7 protein-coding genes are annotated in these 18046 nt (G+C 57.2%); 1 reads left to right on the top strand and 6 read right to left on the bottom strand.

Annotation, left to right across the window (positions count from 1 at the left end):
- Window positions 1-2 precede the first annotated feature (2 nt).
- The 5 genes from M4951_RS12640 to M4951_RS12620 all read right to left on the bottom strand — a co-directional run bounded on the left by M4951_RS12640 (window position 3) and on the right by M4951_RS12620 (window position 14609).
- A complete protein-coding gene (locus M4951_RS12640; protein ID WP_262026837.1) occupies window positions 3-767 on the bottom strand; it encodes an SDR family oxidoreductase in 765 nt (254 codons plus the stop codon).
- Window positions 764-1927, bottom strand: coding sequence for an aromatic ring-hydroxylating dioxygenase subunit alpha (locus M4951_RS12635; protein ID WP_262026836.1), 1164 nt, complete (start codon window positions 1925-1927; stop codon window positions 764-766). The genes M4951_RS12640 and M4951_RS12635 overlap by 4 nt, the downstream gene beginning before the upstream one ends.
- Window positions 1918-2619, bottom strand: a complete 702-nt coding sequence (locus M4951_RS12630; RefSeq protein WP_262026835.1) for a 4'-phosphopantetheinyl transferase family protein — start codon at window positions 2617-2619, stop codon at window positions 1918-1920. The genes M4951_RS12635 and M4951_RS12630 overlap by 10 nt, the downstream gene beginning before the upstream one ends.
- The gene (locus M4951_RS12625; protein WP_262026834.1) at window positions 2616-13346 is read right to left on the bottom strand and encodes a type I polyketide synthase; all 10731 of its coding nucleotides are present in this window, start codon (window positions 13344-13346) and stop codon (window positions 2616-2618) included. Before M4951_RS12625 ends, M4951_RS12630 begins: the two co-directional genes overlap by 4 nt.
- Window positions 13347-13763: 417 nt before the next feature.
- The gene (locus M4951_RS12620; RefSeq protein WP_262026833.1) at window positions 13764-14609 is read right to left on the bottom strand and encodes an MBL fold metallo-hydrolase; all 846 of its coding nucleotides are present in this window, start codon (window positions 14607-14609) and stop codon (window positions 13764-13766) included.
- 156 nt (window positions 14610-14765) lie between these two features.
- Between M4951_RS12620 and M4951_RS12615 the strand changes: the two genes are divergently transcribed.
- Entirely contained in the window at window positions 14766-17045 is a 2280-nt protein-coding gene (locus tag M4951_RS12615) for an efflux RND transporter permease subunit (RefSeq protein WP_262026832.1), read from the top strand.
- A gap of 66 nt (window positions 17046-17111) precedes the next feature.
- Here M4951_RS12615 and phnX read toward each other — a convergent pair whose 3' ends face one another.
- Window positions 17112-17942, bottom strand: a complete 831-nt coding sequence (phnX, locus tag M4951_RS12610; protein WP_262026831.1) for a phosphonoacetaldehyde hydrolase — start codon at window positions 17940-17942, stop codon at window positions 17112-17114.
- Window positions 17943-18046 lie beyond the last annotated feature (104 nt).

Below are 18046 nucleotides of genomic sequence, written 5' to 3'. Positions count from 1 at the left end.
GACTACACGTGTACCGCAGCGCCGCCGTCGACGACGAGCGTCTCGCCTTGAACGAGATCCGACAACGGTGAGGCCAAAAACAGGACCGCATCCGCGATGTCTTCGATGCTCAGCATTCGGTCGCCCATCATCGTTTTGTCTTTACGATGATCGAACATCTCGCCGGCGCCTGGCAGGCGTTTGGTCGAATCGGTTTCTACCAGGCCCGATTTGATGATATTGACGTTCACCCCTTTGTCACCGACTTCCAAGGTGAGATGGCGCGCCAAGCTTTCCAGCGCCGCTTTCGAGCTGCCGATCAGCCCGTACCATGGCAACGCCATGTCTGAGCCATGGCTGCTGATGCCGATCACTTTCGCGCGGCCCTTGCTTTTTTCGAGCAACGGCAAACCGGCCTGCACGAGGAACAGCATCGCCAGCACGTTGGTGTGATACGTGTTTTCAAAGTGTTTTTCGTTCGCCGCCATCAACGGACGAAATCCGCCGGTCGCCGCATTGCTGACGATAATGTCTAGTTGTTGAATATGTTCGCCGATGTACTCCATCATCGATTCGACATCATCTTTTTTGCTCACATCCGCTTTGACGACAAACGACCGTCGTCCCATCGCGCGAATTTCCTTCGCCGTTTCCATAGCGGCGGTGCGTGACGTGACATAGTTGACGATGACGTCGCAGCCTGCTTCGGCAAGTCGCAATGCGGAAGCGCGCCCCATTCCGCGCGAACTCCCGGTAACCAAAGCGATACGTCCGGAGAGGTTAATCATGTTGCGTTTCCTGAAAATCGAATTGGAAGTACTTCGTTCGCATCGTCCGAACCTGGCGTTTGGCTCGCACGCTCGATGTAGTTCTGAAAATGAAAAATGCGTTCTTCACGTGTTGAAATCAAACCGCCGGTCGGCTGATCGGCCGCCGCTAATCCGGCTTGAATGTGCGGTAAGATTCCAGCGTCTTCTGAGCCCACCTGGGTCAAAAAATCATTGGCCCATTTGCTGATAAAGCTGCGATTCCACAATCGCCGCAGTTGTCCTTTTTCGCCGATATGGCACATCAAACGGACCACCGACAACGACTGATCCGGCGATACGGGGATCACGCATTCGACCCAACGATAGAGCGACAATCGCGCGATCATGACGTTGGGGTAATGCAAAATATGTTCGTAGGATGAATCTCGCTGGCGTCCCACCAGCCAATGTCCGATCTGATCGAGCGTCGCCCGAAACGAGCGTTCCTCGCTGTAATCGACAAACAGCGATGTCCAGGTGTCGTTCAGCTGATGCGTGCAATCTTTCTCGTCCGGCGCCTCGCCGAAGGTTTTGGGATGAACCTCAGTCGTGTGATAACTTTCCAGTGCATTTTCGACCAGGCACTTCCAATTCGCGTTGATCTTGCGCGTCATCACGATCGCCGTATGCATCTCCGGCGAAAACCAGGATTCATACAGTTGAAACTTGTCTCCTAAAAACTCCTGCAAGCTCGGCCCATCTTCCGACAAGTTGATGAACACGAGTTCGCCGCAGCGTTCGACGCGAAATCGCTTTAGTCCTAGCATTCCTTGCGCGAGTGGGCGAAATGTTTTCGCGTCCGGGATTTTTCGGACGTTGCCTGTTTCGTCATATTCCCAACCGTGATATTGGCAATGCAAACGCTCAGCGATCCCACACGATTTGCAAGTCAGTTTCGCATAGCGATGCGAGCATACGTTCAGGAAAGCGCTGACTTCATCTTCGTTACGCCACAGAATAATCGGGCGTTGAAACAAGTCGAGCGTCACAAACGATCCGTTGCGAGGCAATTCGCTCATCACTGCAACGCAATGCCATGCCGGCAACAAGATCGTGTCGATCTCCTTTTGGTAGATCGCCGGATCAAAATAAGACTCGCGCGGCAGAACCTGCGGATGATGTTCTTTGCTTACAAACATGAGGAAAACTCCTGCCGGACGGTGACTGGAGCATCCTGAGTTTTCGCTTGCCAGACTGCCGTCGCAGTTCCCCGGCTAGACGTGCGAATCCACGTCGAAAGGGGCGCTAGTCGGCGTCCAAACAAAGAACAGCGAACCTCATGCTCGCCATACGATTCGATTTCTACGCCTCGCGGGTTCCAGGTCTGGCTGTCTCCCTGTGATTTGAAAATCGCTTCCTTCAATCCCCATAGCAGGGAAGCCGACCCCGGGCGTTCGGCAAGCCAGGCTTGTTCACGCTCGCTAAACCAAGCGCTCGAAAAATGCCTGTCTTGCGGAACGTCCCAAGCCAAATCAACGCCGATCGACGTCGCATCGGTCGTCATCCCTACCAACACGGCGCTGCCGGTATGAGACAACGAAATGCGGTATTGGGTCGGTTTTCCATCCACAAAAACTTGCGGCGCTACCCCCAAGCCGCTGGTCGAGCGGGACAAAATTTCAACCCGCCGTAAATCGGTGGAATCACTCGACAGAGCAATCAAACGCTTGGCGATCCAGCGCGCTCGCAACCATTGTCGACGGCGATCTTCGTGCGCAAAAAAAGCCAGTTCGGCTTCCTCTGCGGCGCTTAGCCAAGCGTCTTGCGCGTCGATTGGCAATCGACGCGTATCTGCGACATATCGAACGATCCAAGTCGGCGAGGTAATCATGCGACTCCTCCTCGGCCAAGAATCACTTTCTGATAGCCAATCGCTTTGAAGATCACGTCTCCGTTTTCACCAAACAGAGTCAGATCATAGAGCGCCGATTTTTCGGCCACGTCACGACATACAAAATAGACGTAGCAGTTTTCGCCATCGCTCGGCAGCCGACCAATCTCCAATCGCTCGATCTTCCGGGGCAGTGAAACCGCTCCCTCGCTATGCAGGTATAACTGACAGCCGCACGCATACAGGGCCGAATCGAGCACGCAGGAAGGAATGCGCCATCCATCCACGCGTTCGGGTTTCGTCAAATCGGCCAAAGGCTGCGCGACGATATGTCCCCAACCGCTCGCGGCGTCGCAACTGAGCGCCTTCAAGCAGCGGAATGGAGCGCCATGATAGATGGCGCTATCCTCGGGATACGTCACAGCGCTCCACTCGCTCGGAAACGGCGGCAGTTCGGCTGTGATCGCAACTGGCGCATCGGCCAGTTCGATGTTTGCTTGCAAGTAAAGGCGGTCTTTTTGAATCAATCCGCCGGTTCGATTCCGGAAATCGCAGGTCCAGCGGCACTCGGCGACATGGTCGCCAACCAGCTTGGCTCGCGCCTGGGCAGTTGCTGCGTTGTCGGTATGAAACGCCAGGCCGTCAATCATGTCGACGTCACAGAAGGCGACTACCTTTTTGCCGGAAGCCAACTCGGCCGCTTCTCGCAGCGCTTCCAACGTCACGACAACCGGCATCAACGGTTTGCCGCGCAGTCGATGCAACGACAAGAAGGGATCACTCACCGGGTCGAGCGGCACGTCGCCAACCAACTCATCTCCCTCGGTGCGCGAAGTCGCGACCAGTGGAAACGAACTATCGACCGCATCGCCAGATCGGGGCTGGAACTCGCCCAACGGGAATTGTTCGTTCGGATAGAACATCGGGTAGAAGTCGCCGAACGTATAGAGCGTCTCCGCTTTCAATCCGCCGCCGGCCATTTCTTCCTCCATCCGCCGAACTCCTTCTTCCGGCAGCATATATTTCATCTTCATCACTGATCGCGGTCCCCACGCAAATCGAGACAGCGTCGCGATGCCGGCGCCTTCCCACGATTCCCAGTGGATGCAGAGCGTCGTGCAATCAGGACGCGCCGAGCGAAACCAGTCGAGCGCCTTCGACATCGAGTCGTTGCCGGCCGCGTAGTCGCTCAGTCCGTTCCCACCAAATCGACCGCTGATCGAGCCGAACCCGATGCAATGCGTCAACGGATCCTGCTGCGTAAGCGCGAACAAATGGAGCAGCCCGTCAAACTTAGCGCGAATCAGTTTTTCGACAAATGGGCGACGTTTGTGATCAAAACGCCCCGGCTCAATTAAACCGGCGCCATGCATCAGTCCGTTGATCGGACCGTCGACGCGACGAATTTCTTCCAAAACCGTTGCGACTGCATCGCGATCAGTAACGTCGCATTGATGATAGGTCGCCTGAACGCCGGCATCCGCAAACCGCTGCAGGTTGTTGAAGATCTCGCAGTCTTTCAAAACGCGATCCCATGCCTGCCCCGGCGAACCGCCGGCGGCGACCGCTTCTCGAGCAATCTGCGTTTTGTAGGTTTTAAGCTGTTCTTCGTCAAAGGTGCGCCAGGCGGCGTCGACCAGCGGCGCCGGACTCTTGCCCAGTAGATGTAACTTCCAACCGTAGCGAGCCGCCAACTCGCGCGCGGCGATCGCCGTAATCCCGCGAGCACCGCCGGTCACGACCCAAGTTCCGCCACGCGGAATGTTCGCGGCCGGTCCAAGTTCCAGCGGGGTTCCAATCGGCCGAATCACACGGCGAACGCCGCGGCTCCAGCTCACTTCGACTTCGGGCTGAGCGGCGGCAAGTTCACGCATCATTGCGTCAAACAGGTTTGCAGGCGATTCCTCGACCGGAGCGTCAATCACTTTGCAGCGGGCAACACGATGATCAAGTCGCGAGTCTTCAATGTGCAGCGACTTCATAAAGCCGGCGACGCCACCCCCATCAGGGGTTTGCACTGTCGACTCAAAGCCAAAGTCTCCCCCCAGTGAAGTTGCAGCGACCAGATCGCCGGTTCCTGCTTGGGGAAATTTTAGAAGCCGCTTGTACCAATTTTGGGCGATGAAGTAGGGCGCGATGATTCCTTCGTGACGACGACGATCAATCTCGGCGGCTGACAGCGAGTCGGCCGACAACACATCACGACTGGTCATTAAAAAGAGCCGCTTCGCCGGCTTCTCAGGATGCAGCGAGTCAAGCCAAGCCAGCGTTTCGTCCAAGTCGGCGCGTGCGCCAAACCGATAGACCTCGACGCCCGCTTGTTGCAGTCGTTGCTCTAGTTCCACCGCATCCGCGTTTTCGCCCAAGATCCAAACCGGCGCGTCAAACGTCGGCGCGGTCGGAGTTCCCGCAGCAAGCGGCGAATCGATCAGTTTCAACTCGCAGCGCTCGGTTCGCAGATCCACCGCTGCGTCCGCCGGGCCAAGCGGCTCGGTCGAAGCGGTTTCGGTCGGCTCTGCTGGAGTCGCCGTCGGACTCGCTTCGGCACGACTTTGGGCCAAAATCCCCAAACCGTCCGCAAAACGTTGCCAATGACGCCGCTCGGTGATCAGAATTTCGCCGCGCGGGACATCGGTCTCGATTTCGCGAATCAAGTGCCCCACGCCTTCCGCTAGCGGCATCAGTTTTAAGGCGCTCTTATCGTTCAAAACGTTTTTCGTTTCGGGGCGAGCCGCCATGCCGACTTCATCCCAGCCGTGCCAGTGGAAGCCGACTGCTCGAACCCACGGACGCGTGCGACGATAGGCGCTCATCAGTTTGCAGAGCAAATCGCTCGCCAGACAATAGTCGGCTTGACCAAAGCTGCCGAGTCGACCAGCGATCGAACCGAAACCGATAAAATGTCGGATCGGATCCCGCTCGGTCAGCGCCGCCAGATGAACGATGCCGCCATCTTTGACGCCGATTGTCGCCTGAACGACCTCGCGACGTTTCTTTTCCATCCGGCACGATTTGTCGATGCCGGCGCCATGCAAAATGCCGGAAATCGGGCCATCGACACGGCGAATTTCTTCCAACACGACCGCCAACGCGGCGCGATCCGAAACATCGCACGCGTGGTACGTGGCCGAAACGCCGCTATCGACGAACGCTCGTAACGACTTGTCGATCTCCAAGCTTTTCTGCACGCGTTCCCACGCTTGCGGCGCTTGTTGGCCCGCTTTGCGAGCGGCGATCATCGTTTCGGCCTTCAACTTTTGCAGACCCGCTTCATCCAGCTGGCGCCAGGCGGGATCAATCGCCGGCAATTCGCTGGAACCAATCAAATGGAGCTTCAGGCCGTAACGTTTCCCTAATTCCAACGCACATGCGGCCGTGATTCCGCGAGCGCCGCCCGTAACAACCCAAACGCCTTGCGGCAGTTCCGCCGCCGACTTGGTCGCAGCGGGTCGATCCATTGCAAACGGCACCCGTCGCACGCCGTCGGTATAGGAAACTTCGTAATCTTGATTGCCAGAGGCGAGCTCGGCAAAGATGTTGTTCGCGATCTGACGCGGTGATTCTTGCGAGGACGTATCGAACGCTTTCACGCGTGGGCCTTTGCCGCCGCGCATCACGGTGTATTCGATGAAAATCGCTTTCATCAATCCGGTCAAAGCGCCTCCCTGAACCGCCGTCGCTCCACGGCTGAAGCCGAAGTCACCGCCGAGCGCGGTCACTGCAACTACGGTCGTATTCTCCAGCCATCCACCAGCATCCGCCAACGACAGCCATTTCTGGCAGACGAACAGCGGCGTTTCCATAGCCGATTGTTGTTGAGCGTTCCAGGTCGACTCGACAGCGAACCGCATATTCGCGCGATCATCGCGAGCCGTTGTAATGAACAGATGTGGCGCCGGGCCTGCGGCGCAGATCGCTTCGATCTGGGCGACGGCGCTCTCTAGACCGTTTGCGTCGGCGATTTGATATGTCGTAACGCCCGCTTGTTGCAGTTGTTCGATCAGGGCGGCGGCTGTCTCTCCATTGCCGAGCACGATTGCAGCTCCACTGAAAACAGGCGTCGTCGCGGCGTCTGGAGCGAGCAGCGAATCGCACATTTCCAGCTCAAAACGAGCGGTAACGTTCGGCTGCGTCAGTGGAGTCGTTGCTGGTCGCTGCGGAACTGCCGGCGTGGTAATGCTGGCGTCCGCAAACAGTCCGTGTAGCGAGTAATTCTCAATCGAGCGCGATGTGGTCGATTTCTTTAGAGACAACTGTCCCGATCCAAAATCGAACAAGAAGGCGAGGGCGTCACTGTCAGCCGACAGCAACAGATTCGCGACTTCGCACGACTCGACATCTTGTTCTGTCAGCGAAGAATCGCCGGCTAGCGCCATTTGACGTTTGCCGCAATAAACGGTTGGCTGATCGCTGATCACTTGCCGTTGCTGCCCATTCGACTGAACGCTGGCCAGACGGCCACTCTGGAGATCACCTAGCACGACATCGCCTGCTTCGGCAGACGATTGCAACATCAGGTCAATCGCAGTTTCCAGGTTCACTCCGTTTTGCAATACTTGGACTGAATGGTTCTCGCCGCTGCAGGTTAAACCTGCGGAGTTGACTCCCCCTAACACCAAACGCGTGCCGATCGGAGCAACCACCACGTGCGACAAGCCGCTGGTCGGCTTTCGCAAAAACATCGCTAACTGAATCGTCTCGCGCATCGGATTGATCGCTGGCGATTCAAATTGTGCGGCGTGCAGCAATGAGCCTTCAGAGTCGCTGGTAGTGGCCGCTTGCTCCATGTCGGTCAGCGTTTCTGCAACTGCAAAGTGATGAGCCAAGACGTTGCTGAGCGGGGTCTCAATCGCGTCGGCGATTCCTTGCAATTCATCCAATTGATCAGGCGTCAGCAATTGCAATGCCTGAGCAGATTGAGCTGAGCCAGGGAGTTCGTCAATCGACTCGCCGACGTACTCCGCATAGGTGCGGAGTACGCGACGAATCTCTGACCGATATTGGCTGCCGTGTCGCCAGCCCATTTCGTACGGCGTACCGACGAGGGGCAGCGGCGCTGCAGCACTAAAATCCAAATTCTTACCATTGAGTTCCGCAGCAGCAGCATCAGCGCTGTTTGCTACGGCCGGCGCGTTGTCTTTAGTTTCCAGAGCCGGCGCCGGAGCGGCCAGGGAAAAAGATGCTGGTTCCTCGGTCGCGGCGGAAGCGTTGCCCGAGAGGAAGTTTAAGACGTGACGCAACGTCGGGAAGTCATCCAACGACATGTCGGTGGCCGACGTGCTGATGTCAAAGTATTCCTGCAGTTCGCCAAACAACTGGGCCTTCTTGATGCTGTCGATGCCCAAGTCGGCTTCGAGGTCGGCATCCAGGTCGACCACTTCCGGCGGATAGCCGGTTTGCTCCACCACAAAGTTAACCAGAAACGATTCGAGTTCGGCCGCGCTCGTTCCGGTCGAAGCAGGCGCCGCGGCCGACGGAGGAGGCGAAACCGGAGGCGACGGTGCGACAGGCGCCGCGACAACCGGAGCAGCCGCCGTGCTCTCGCTGGCCTGACCACTGGCCGAGAGGAAGTTCAAGACGTGACGCAGCGTCGGAAAATCATCCAACGACATGTCGGTGGCCGACGTGCTGATGTCAAAGTATTCCTGCAGCTCGCCAAATAACTGGGCCTTCTTGATGCTGTCGATGCCCAAGTCGGCTTCGAGATCGGCATCCAGGTCGACCACTTCCGGCGGATAGCCGGTTTGCTCCACCACAAAGTTAACTAGAAACGATTCGAGTTCGGCCGCGCTCGTTCCGGTCGAAGCAGCGACCGGCTCTGCCGGAGCAACCGGTTGCGGCGGAGCGGCCACCGGAGCAGGCGCCGCGGGGGCAGGAGCCGCCGAAGCGGCGCTTCCTTGTCCGCTGGCTGAAAGAAAGTCCATCACGTGACGCAGCGTCGGAAAATCATCCAGCGACAATTCGGTGGCCGACGTGCTGATGTCAAAATATTCCTGCAGCTCGCCAAACAGCTGGGCCTTCTTAATGCTGTCAATGCCGAGATCCGCTTCCATATCAGCGTCGAGATCGACCACTTCCGGCGGATAGCCGGTCTGCTCGACCACAAAGTTGACCAGGAACTTCTCCAGGTCGATCCCTTCGCTTTGACCGCTCGCAGCAGCGGCCGCAGGCGTCGGCGCAACCGGGGCAGGGGCCGGAGTCGGCGGCGCTGGTTGTGGTGCAGGCGGCTGAACCGCGGCAGGCGCTGGCGAGGCGGCAAACGTTGGTTTCGGAACAATTGGCGCTGCGACCGGCGCCGGCGCGGGAGGCGTGACTGCGGCCGGAGCCGGAGTCGGCGGCGATGCCGCAGGCGGCGACGCCTGGGCAGAACCACGCATCTTCGCGCGACGACGCTCAGTAGCGTCAAAGTGCGGAATATCGTCCATCTGGTTCTTCTCGTTGGTGCTAATCGAACTACGGGAGGAAGCGACAGGCTGCGGCTTGACTGGCGCGCGGTCCGTCGAAGAAGTCATGGGTTGTGATACAGCAGGAGCAGTTGCCGGTTGCGGGGCCTTAAACGCCGCACGTGTCTCTGTTACTGTCTTGGCGGGGACAACAGGCTTCGGCGTGCTGACCACGGGAGCTCTCACTCCCAGGCATTCCAGCAGCGCCTCGACGCACAAAATGGGCTCGATGCCGCCATGCTTGGGATTGTCGGAAGCAATCACCGTTGCATCGCCTGAAAGGATCCGGCGATTTAGCTTCGTCAGCGTTTGTTGAGGGCCAACCTCGACAAAAATCGTCGGCGTCTCCAACGCAAGTTGTTCAATCAAGGGGGCATATTTGACAGGAGTCGTTAGTTGCACGCCCAAGTTGCGACGGATTCGGACGGGGTCTTCCGTCAGGTTGTTATCAACGGTGCTAATAAACGGCGTTTGCGGCGCTCGCATGTCGGCCGTTTCGAGCGCCTGTTGCAGCATCCGGCTTGATCCGGCCATCAGCGGCGTGTGGAATGCAGCCGGAACCGCCAAGATTCTCGCCGGATATGATTTAGCCGCCAGCGCTTTGGACAATTGTTCCAGCGCCGCCAATTTGCCTCCGATCACGGTCTGATCAGGAGCGTTGTAATTGGCCAGATAGGCTTGGCATCCGCTCGCGGCGATGACCTTCTTGATCTCTTCTGGCGGAGCGGTCGTGGCCAACAGTCCGGCGTTGTTCAGTGAAGTAGCGTTGATTCCATCGCAGCGCGCACGCGTCATACGAATGACCGCGTCCAGGTTCCAAACGCCAGCAGCGTACAAAGCAGGGAATTCGCCGTAGCTGTGTCCCAACACAACATCCGGTTTTACGCCCCGTTCCGAAAGGGCCGCCAGACAGATCAAATCGGCCAACAACATGGCGATCTGCGTTTTCCAAACGTCGGCTCCTAGCTGCGTCGGCGCGTTCCAGGCAAGATCTGCAAAGATCGGATAACCAAGCCGTCGCATCGCCGCATCCGCTTCCGACATCATTTGAGCCGCAGCCGGCGACTGGCTGACCAGATCACGCAACATTCCTTCGTACTGCGATCCTTGCCCTGGGAACAAAAACGCAATGCGCGGTTTGGTGGTGAGCGGTTCGCGACAGAAGATTCCCTGCTGTTCCAGCACCTGACGCGAAGCGGAATTGCCCAGTTGCGGCAACGCCATCGTCAGCTTCTTGGTCAGCGCCGGAACACTGTCGGCGACGATCGCCAGACGCACCTTGTCGCTGGAGGCAAATTGCTTCGTCTCGGCTTGGTGAAACGCTTGGTCCGCTTCCGTCAGCGCAACGTTGACCATGCTCTTCAATTCGGCCAGCGACGCGGCGCCAAAACGTACGATCCGCGCGGCTTGAACTTGCTCCGCTGTCGTCGGCGTGTCCGTTTGAGCAACCGGCTTGGGCGGCGCAACGGATCCGTCATCCAAGATCAGATAGAAGGCTTGGCCCTTCGACCAGGTGGCGACGGCGCCAAGTCCGCGGCCGTTCAATTTCACATTGACGGTGGCCGTCTGTACGCTGGCGGTCGAACCGTTAAATGCTGCGGTCGGCTGTTGAAGTTCGCGCGCCGCCGAAACTTCGTGATGTTGCGATTCCAGGGCCGCTTTGAGAACGGTGATCAGCGAACTGCCCCCTCCCATGTGCCCAAACTGCGCAGTGCCTGAAGTCAAGTGGAGCGGCTGTTTGCGATCGGGCGAAGTATGCTCGTGAGCCAAGGTCGACAGCGATTGCGAGACGCTGCTGTTGTTTTCGTCCGTTTCGATATCGACGAACTGAATTTCACTCGGCGCGATGTCAGCCATGGTCGAGGCGCGCTCGACCGCCAATCGCATCGCTTCGGCAGGCGAATCATGCGTTGCGACGCCCAGCCCACGAATGACGGCGCGAATCCGATCGTCGTCACGTTTCGCATCTGAAAGTCGTTTTAAGACGACAACCGCGGCGCCTTCGCTCGGCACCACGCCGTTGTATCCGGCGTCGAGGACGTTTTTCGGCGCTGCGTCGCAATGCAACAGGCCCGACTCTCGCAGCCCGTCAAACATGGTGATTCCCATGCGACGTTGTCCGGCGGCGCAGATCATCATGTCGTTGTCGCCCGACAGCAGAGAATCGATGCAAAGCGCGATTCCTGACATGCCGGAAGTCGTGCCGCTATCGATCGCGACGGCGCCGCCGTTCAAGTCGAGCGTTTTGCTGATTCGCGAAGCCAGCGTGCTGCTGGTAAAGCTGCCTGTTTCGTCGACCAGAGCAGGCCATTTTTTCAACAGGACCTTGGCGAAATCTTGATTGATCGCTTCAATCTTCTCCGCGGCGAGTCCACGTGTTTGCAGAAGCGTGGTCAGCTTCGCCTGCATTTCGGGGAGACGAAGCCCCATTTCTAGTTGATCGCCAAAATCGCCTCCAAATTCGGTTCCGATGACAACGCCGCAAAGTTCGCGCTGGATCGATTCGCGATCGTAGCCGGCGTCAGCAAGCGCTTGTTCGCTGGCGTCGAGAAACATGAACTGCAGCGGATCGGCTTCAAGAACCTGTTTGGGCGGAACCTTATGTTTGCGCCAGTCGTAGGCGTAGTCCGTAATGAAACCGCCCAGCACTTGCATTCCCTTATCGGCCGCTTTTTTGCGCGCCAACGGCGACCAGCGATCGGCCGTTGGTTCCGTTTTCGGGTCGGTCCCTTGTTGCAGTGATTCCCAGAAGGCGTTGATTTCAGCAGCGCCCGGGGCGATGCAGCCTAAGCCGATGATCGCGATGGCGCGATCGTCCGCTGTCTCGGCAACCGGACGCGGTCCGCCGGTAATCTGCTCCGCCGTTTGACCGACATACTCGTCGATCACCACATGCATGTTTAGACCGCCGATGCCAAAGGCATTCACCGCGGCGCAGCGCGGTCCGCCATCGGCGGGCGCACCCCACGGGGCTGGCTGCATCGGCACGAAGAAGGGAGACTCGTCCCACGGCACCTTCGTATTCAATTGTTTGATATTGATCGCAGCCGGAAATTGCTGATGCTGCATGCAGAGGATCGTTTTGATCATCCCAGCGACGCCTGCAGCTTCGAGCGCGTGCCCGATGTTGGCTTTGGCGCTGGTGATGGGAATCTTCTTCCCCGTAGGGAAGTTTGGCTCCAGCACTTCGCGCAGCGTTTCCAGTTCGGTAGCGTCCCCCAACTGCGTCGCCGTCGCGTGACATTCCAAGTACTGCAGTCGAGAAACATCAACTCCGCTGCGATACGCGCGGCGCATTGCCCGCATTTGCCCCTCTTTTCGGGGCGCCCACAAGCTTTTGCCGCGTCCGTCGGTCGCCACGCCCAAACCACGGACGACGGCTTGAATTTGGTCGCCGTCCGCGATCGCTCGATCGAGAGTTTTCATGACCAGCGCGACGTAACCTTCCGACATGATCAGGCCATCAGCGCCGGAGTCGAAGGGGCGACTATCATCCTTTGTAAGCGTTTGGGCGTTCGAGAAGAGGACCAGCGAATCGGACTTGCAGTCCGACGCTCCCCCGACCACGACCATGTCAGCGCGACCGCGCTGCAGCGCTCTAGCGCCCATCAACATCGCGTGTAACGAGGAGGCGCATGCTGAGTTCAACGCCAACCATGAGCCGTTCAGACCGAACGCTTTGGCGACGGTGCCGGCGACCATGTTGCAGTTCAGATAGCGGAACCCTTCGGCGCCATCCGGAATGTCGGCCATGAGCTCTTGCAGCAACTGCTGCTCAACGGCTTGGCGCTCTTGGGGAGCCAAATGTTGGAACTCGGGGGTTTCCTCCAGTAGAGCGACCGCTTCATCGACATACGTGCGAAACGTCAGTTCACCGAGGCGCGAGCTACCCTGCGCATGGCCGATAAAAACAGAACAATTACGATCTTTGAGTTGGAATGGATCGTAGCCGGCATGGCGGAATGCTTCGGCGGCCGTTTCGGTCATTAAAAGATGCGTGTTATCGACCGAGTCAATCAATTCTTGCGGCAACGGACAACGGTCACGATGGAACGTGCGATCCGCCAGCACAGCTGCTTTGGTCGAGTACGTCTTTCCGCGGACGCCCTTGTCCGGATGGTAATAGATCTCACGATTCAAGCGATCCGCCGGGACTTCGCCTACGGCCGATCGCCCCTCGGAGATCAGTTGCCAATATTCGTTCAAGTTGGCGGCGCCGGGGAGACGGCACGCCATGCCGACAATCGCCACCGGGATATCGGTTCGATCAGTCGAGATTGTCATGTTTCCTATCCTGATTCATTGGCAACCAACAATGGTTTCTTATTGCGCATTGCTGGCGCTACTTGGCGCTTCACCCTCTGCTAGCTTGCCCTTCGTGGGCACTAATTCAGGTGAACATCAATGTTGAGAGTCAATTCGGAGGCGGGAATGAGTAGGGGCTTTCTCATGCGTTTGAGCATTGAAACTCCTATGATTACACAAGATGGGGTAAATGCAACATTCCCACAGGATACGACGGGTGATTTTTCTCCCCATTTGGGCCGTTCGCATGCGACCCCCCCGAAAGCGCAGAATGCAGAAAATGAGTAGGGCGAGTTGAGCCACATAGTTTAGGAGAATTTGGTCGTTTAAAGCGCTCTCGAACAGGCACTTAATTGACCTATTGATTAGCATGCAAACTATGGTTTACGGAGAACTTTAAAGATTTTCGCGGATGTCCGCTGGCAAGAACTCGCGATGAGGATGTCTTTCGATACGGCTGACCGGGTTATGACGGTCATGATTCCAGACAACCCAATACCCGCGGTCCGCCGCATGTCCAAACAGTTCAGACTTCACGCGTCGGGATTGGACTAAATCAAGGTCATACGACGTGCACCACATCCGGCGAATGTGAGCGACCGTCGGAGCGACGTCCCCCAGGAACATCAGACCCTCGCCGCTTGACGCGATTTCGATCGCCTGATGCCCGCGGGTATGCCCCCCCGTTTGAATGACTCGAACATCAGGCACGATTTCCTGCGAGCCGTCGATCAGCATTAAACGCCCCTCGTTGGCCAAGGGAAGAAAGTCATCTAGGTCGTACCCGCCAGAAAGTTCGAGCGTATTCGAATTCGCGTCGTCCCACTCTTGCCGCTGAATATAGTAAGTCGCTGAGGGAAAGGTCGCCGCGATTCTCCCCTCGAGCCGGGTCGTCGCTCCTCCAGCATGATCCCAGTGCAGATGACTTAGAATGACGATATCGATATCTTCCGGAGCGACGCCGAGCGCCGCCAGATCAGTCAGCAGCGGCCAACCTGGTTCCAGACTATGCGACTTGCGATCCAACGGAGACATTTTTTCGCCGTGCCCAGCGTCGATAAGCACCGTGTGAGATGCGCTGCGCGCCAAGACGCAGTTCATCGCTAAAGGAACGCGGTTTTGTTCATCGGCCGGAGTAATTGTTCGCCAGATCGATTTCGGCACGACGCCATACAATATGCCTCCGTCGTGCAGGAATCTGCCTCCAGACACCAGGTCAAGTCGCCAATCGCCAATCTGCATGAGTTGTCGCCGTCAATGCTGCGGGGAAGTTCGTCTTCGCGATGAGTTCATCCTATTTCAAGCCTCATTGATGTGTTATGCTCATTCGACAAATTCGGCGAGCATTGCCGCTTTTCTTCGTAATTCCGACGCCGTAGACCTTTTTTGCAAGTTGATATGTCGTCATCTTCCTCCTCGTGGCAAGATCGATACGGTTGGCTGGTCATCGCCTTCTTTCTGGCGGTGACGCCGGTTCTGACTTACGGCGCTAAAGGCGCTTGGGACAGTATCAAAAACCGAGTCGAAGACTGGCTTCCGGAAACATTTGAAGAGACGCAGCGGCTCATCTGGTTCTATCAACAGTTCGGCACGGACGAATTGCTGATGATCAGTTGGGAAGGTTGCACGCTAGATGACCCTCGACTGAATCAATACAAGACGCAATTATCAAAGCTAGACACCAGCGGTCAGGAGCCGGTCGAGTGGTTTGGCGAAATCATCACCGGCGCCGACGCAATCGAGTCCCTTACCTCCGACCCGCTAGAACTCCCCAAAGCTGATGCGCTCGCTCGCATGGATGGTTGGCTGATCGGACCAGATCACCAGCAAACTTGTCTGATCGCGATCGTTTCCAAAGCTGGCGAAGAAAATCGAGCCGCTGCAATTGAATACGCCTATCAATGTGCGGATCAGGTCAAGGAACTAACGCGCGAGAACTTGATCGTCGCTGGGCCAACCAGCGATGGGGTCGCAATCGACAACGCTAGTAAAAACTCGCTTGATCTGCTCAACCTGGGTTCGTTCGTCGTCTGCATCACGATCATGTACATCGGTTTTCGCAGCATGCGTGCGACGATGATCGTATTTCTGATCGCGATCTTCTGCGAACAGCTCAGCATGTCGATCATGTATTTCAGCGGTCAGGAGATCGACTCGGTCCTGACCTTGGTCGCCAACTTGACATATGTGCTCAGTATTTCCTCCGGCGTTCATTTGGTGAACTACTATCGCGAGTCGCTCGTCGATCGAACAACCAAAGAGTCCGTCGCTTGGGCGTTGCGTGCGGCGCTGGTTCCCTGTCTATTGTCGGCAGGCACGACAGCTGTCGGCATGCTTTCGCTAACGGTCAGCCAGATTCGCCCAGTGACCAACTTCGGGCTCTATGCCGCCGCATCGATTGGCGCCGGTTCCATCGTCCTGTTGCTGTTGGCGCCGGCCGCTCTTTACAAATTTCCGGTAAATCCGAAGCTTTGGCACGATCCCAATCATGGCCCGCGTTGGCTGCATGCCTTTTGGGACAAGCTCTCCCAGAGTATCGACTCTCTACGCTGGGTTATCTTCGCCACGTCGCTCGCGTTGATCGGCGTTTGTCTGGTTGGCGTTTCAAGGATCACGACGTCAGCCCAACTGCACGATTTGTTTTGGCCCGAAGCGCGAATCATCCATGACTACGATTGGCTGGAAGAACACGTCGGCCCCTTGGTGCCGATCGAGATCGTCTTGCGCATGCCTACTTCCACCGATACCCAACCGGATGGAATGAAGCTGGATGAACAGTTCTATATTCTGGATCAGGTGCAGAAAGCGGTTTCGGATGTTGATGGAGTCGAAGCTTCGATGTCGGCTGCGACGTTCGCACCCCAATTCCCCGATCCTACGCAACGAGGTTTTATCGCCATCACGCGACGCACTTCTTTTCGTAAGATCCTGCAAAATCGTCTCGACCAATATGTCGACATGAACTACCTCAGTAACGAAGAGGACGACCATTTGTGGCGAATCAGCGCCCGTGTGCCGGCCGGCGATCGTTTGCACTACGGCGACTTGATGGATCGAGTCAAAAAGAACGTCGATAGCATCTTGGCAGATCATCCTAATATCGCGCCGATCTACTCCGGGTCGGTCCCCTTGGTCTTCAAAGCTCAGACCGAGATGCTCAACGACCTGATCAAAAGCTTCGGCCTAGCGTTCATCATGATCGCCGGCATCATGATTGTCCTGCTTCGCAACGTATTCACCGGCTTCTTCAGCATGGTCCCCAATATTTTGCCAACGCTGATCGCCTTTGGCACGATGGGCTGGCTCGGCATGCCGGTCGAAGTTGGATCGTTGTTGACGGCTAGTGCGGCGCTTGGAATCGCCGTCGACGACTCGCTTCACTTTATCAGTTGGTTCAACAAGGGGATCGCCTCCGGCGCCAATCGTCGCGAAGCGACGCGTCTGGCGTACGAACATTGCGGAGCCGCAATGGTTCAAACTTCGCTGATCTGCTCGTTCGGCCTGTTGGTCTTTGCGCTGAGCCCATTTACGCCGATCTCACGATTCGCCTGGATGATGTTTTCGCTGCTCTTGATCGCATTGCTGTGCGACCTATTCATCCTGCCTGCGATACTGCTCTGTTTTTCGCGTGAGAAGAAGATCGAGGGAAGCGAAGCGTCCACAACGCTCGCGCAATAAACAGCCGCGAATCCGCCCCAATAGGCGAAAAGCCGCGGCGACAGTTTCCATTCGTACTTAGTTGGCTTACGGGCGCCGACCAGACGCCAGTTGACGATCAATCGTCGCCAGAACATCCGGCAGATCAGCAGCGCGACGCACAAAGTAGTGCGGCTTCACGTCGTCAAATCGCGAAGTGATAACCTCGCGGCGAGCGGTCTTCTCGGCTTCGCTTGTCGCTTCATACTCGGCCAGCGCCAGGCCCATTTCATTGCCGGTATCGGTCACGGCGACCGTCCACGCTCCGGCTGCATGCCCGGCCGAGATGCCTACCGGGGTATCATCGACTTTGACGACGGACGACATCGGATAGACGTTGGTTCGCTGTGCGATCTCAAACAACATCCAGGGCGCAGGACGACCTTGTCGAACTTCGTCTGAGCAAATCTCGGCGTCCGGCGAATAGCCTTGTTCGGCCGCCGCCGGAGTCACCACGCTCATCAATTCGCGGGTATAGCCGGTCATGCCGCCGATGGCGATCTTGCGCGAGCGCAACGTCTCAACCAATTCAACGACTCCGGGGATGATATCGCAATGATTCGACAATACTTCTTTTTGCAGCGGCAAAAACTCGTTGTACAGCGCATCAATATCGCTGTCATTCGGCGCTCGGTCAAACTTGGCGGTCCAAGCTTGCTGGACTGCCGGCATCTCCAATACAGCGGCGATATGATCCCGCTTGGCTAGCCCCATCGACAACGTTATTCCGGCGCCGCCGACACCGTTGACGATCGTCACGCCTGGCTTCGGCTGTTCAAATACGACCGACTTATTCAAGCTCTTCGCATAATAGCCATGCCAGCGTTGTTGTACGGTCCAGTCAGGAAGTCGGATGATTCGATGCAATTCACGCAACATCAAAGATTCGATTTCGGCCCGATCAAACGGTCCAATCTTATTGACGCCTGCGCTGGCAATCCAACAGAGGCGACCAACGGAAGCCCCGGTATTCGTGGCGGATC

It is taken from the genome of Blastopirellula sp. J2-11, assembly GCF_024584705.1.
In the GTDB taxonomy this organism is placed as follows: Bacteria; Planctomycetota; Planctomycetia; order Pirellulales; family Pirellulaceae; genus Blastopirellula.
The sequence above is the reverse complement of the archived record's forward strand: the minus strand, read 5'-3'. Positions and strand labels throughout refer to the sequence as shown.